Origin of the sequence: Vibrio sp. M260118 (genome assembly GCF_036533755.1) — a bacterium.
GTDB lineage: Bacteria > Pseudomonadota > Gammaproteobacteria > Enterobacterales > Vibrionaceae > Vibrio.
Genome location: NZ_JATABG010000631.1, coordinates 1 through 959 on the forward strand (window position 1 = coordinate 1; position 959 = coordinate 959).

A 959-nucleotide genomic window follows, 5' to 3' on the forward strand; every position below is an offset into this window, starting at 1 on the left:
AGTATGTAAAAAATAATAATCTTGACCGATTAGCATTTTATACCATTACAAATGGAACAATATTAACAGAGAAAATGTTGGATTTTTTCTTGGAGCATAAAGACTCGATAAAAATGTGCTTCTCATTGGATGGTTATGAAGAGCTTCATAATTTAGGTCGAGAGAAATATAATGTTGTTTTTAATGGAGTGAAAAAGTATGAGTCTAAGTTTGGACATAAGCCACCCATAAACTGTACAGTACATAGCCAAACCATTTTGAATAAAACTAAACTTAGAACTTATCTTGAAGACAACAACTTTAAGGATGTAACGTTCTCACGTCTTTTCGATTCCCACGATGAAAGTATGACAGTATCAAAGGACGAATATCAATCTTTACTTGAAGATTTTAAAGGTAGTCAGTTCGAAGTACGTCAACTTGATGAAAATAACAAAAAGAAATATGACTGTACAATGTATGGCACACTCTGTGGAGTAGGTCGTACCAATATTTTCATCACAAAACGTGGTATCTATCCCTGTGGTAGATTCTATGGAAATGAAGATTACAACTATGGAGCATTCGATATGGACCTTGAAAATTTGGAGTTTCAAATGGGTCAGATGAGGTCTCTAGAAGACGGTGAATGTTACTACGATAAATATGTTGAGGTTAAATGATGAAGTTAGCTATCTATGGTGTATCCAGAGCTGGTAAAGACTATCTAATCAAGAATGTAATAGCCTATTTACAGGAAACTACGCTGTTAACTGCTATTCATATTGAGGGTTCAAAGACATTGAATGCTCTTGCTCAAGATATGTTTCAAAAACCCTTCAAAAGTCTCGAAGAATCAAGAAAAAAAACTCTACGAGAAAAATTCACTGAGATCGTGAATGAAAAAAATTCAGAATACGATCTCGTACTAGTAGATGGTCACTATTCTTTTATAGATGGTAATTCTTACAATGTAGTCT

General features: G+C 33.6%; 2 protein-coding genes. Both read left to right on the forward strand.

The window, feature by feature from the left end:
• Nucleotides 1–662: radical SAM protein (locus tag QTO00_RS20170; RefSeq protein ID WP_331426334.1), on the forward strand; the 662-nt coding region annotated here is incomplete at its 5' end.
• Nucleotides 659–959: hypothetical protein (locus QTO00_RS20175; RefSeq protein ID WP_331426335.1), on the forward strand; the 301-nt coding region annotated here is incomplete at its 3' end. The genes QTO00_RS20170 and QTO00_RS20175, both read left to right, overlap by 4 nt.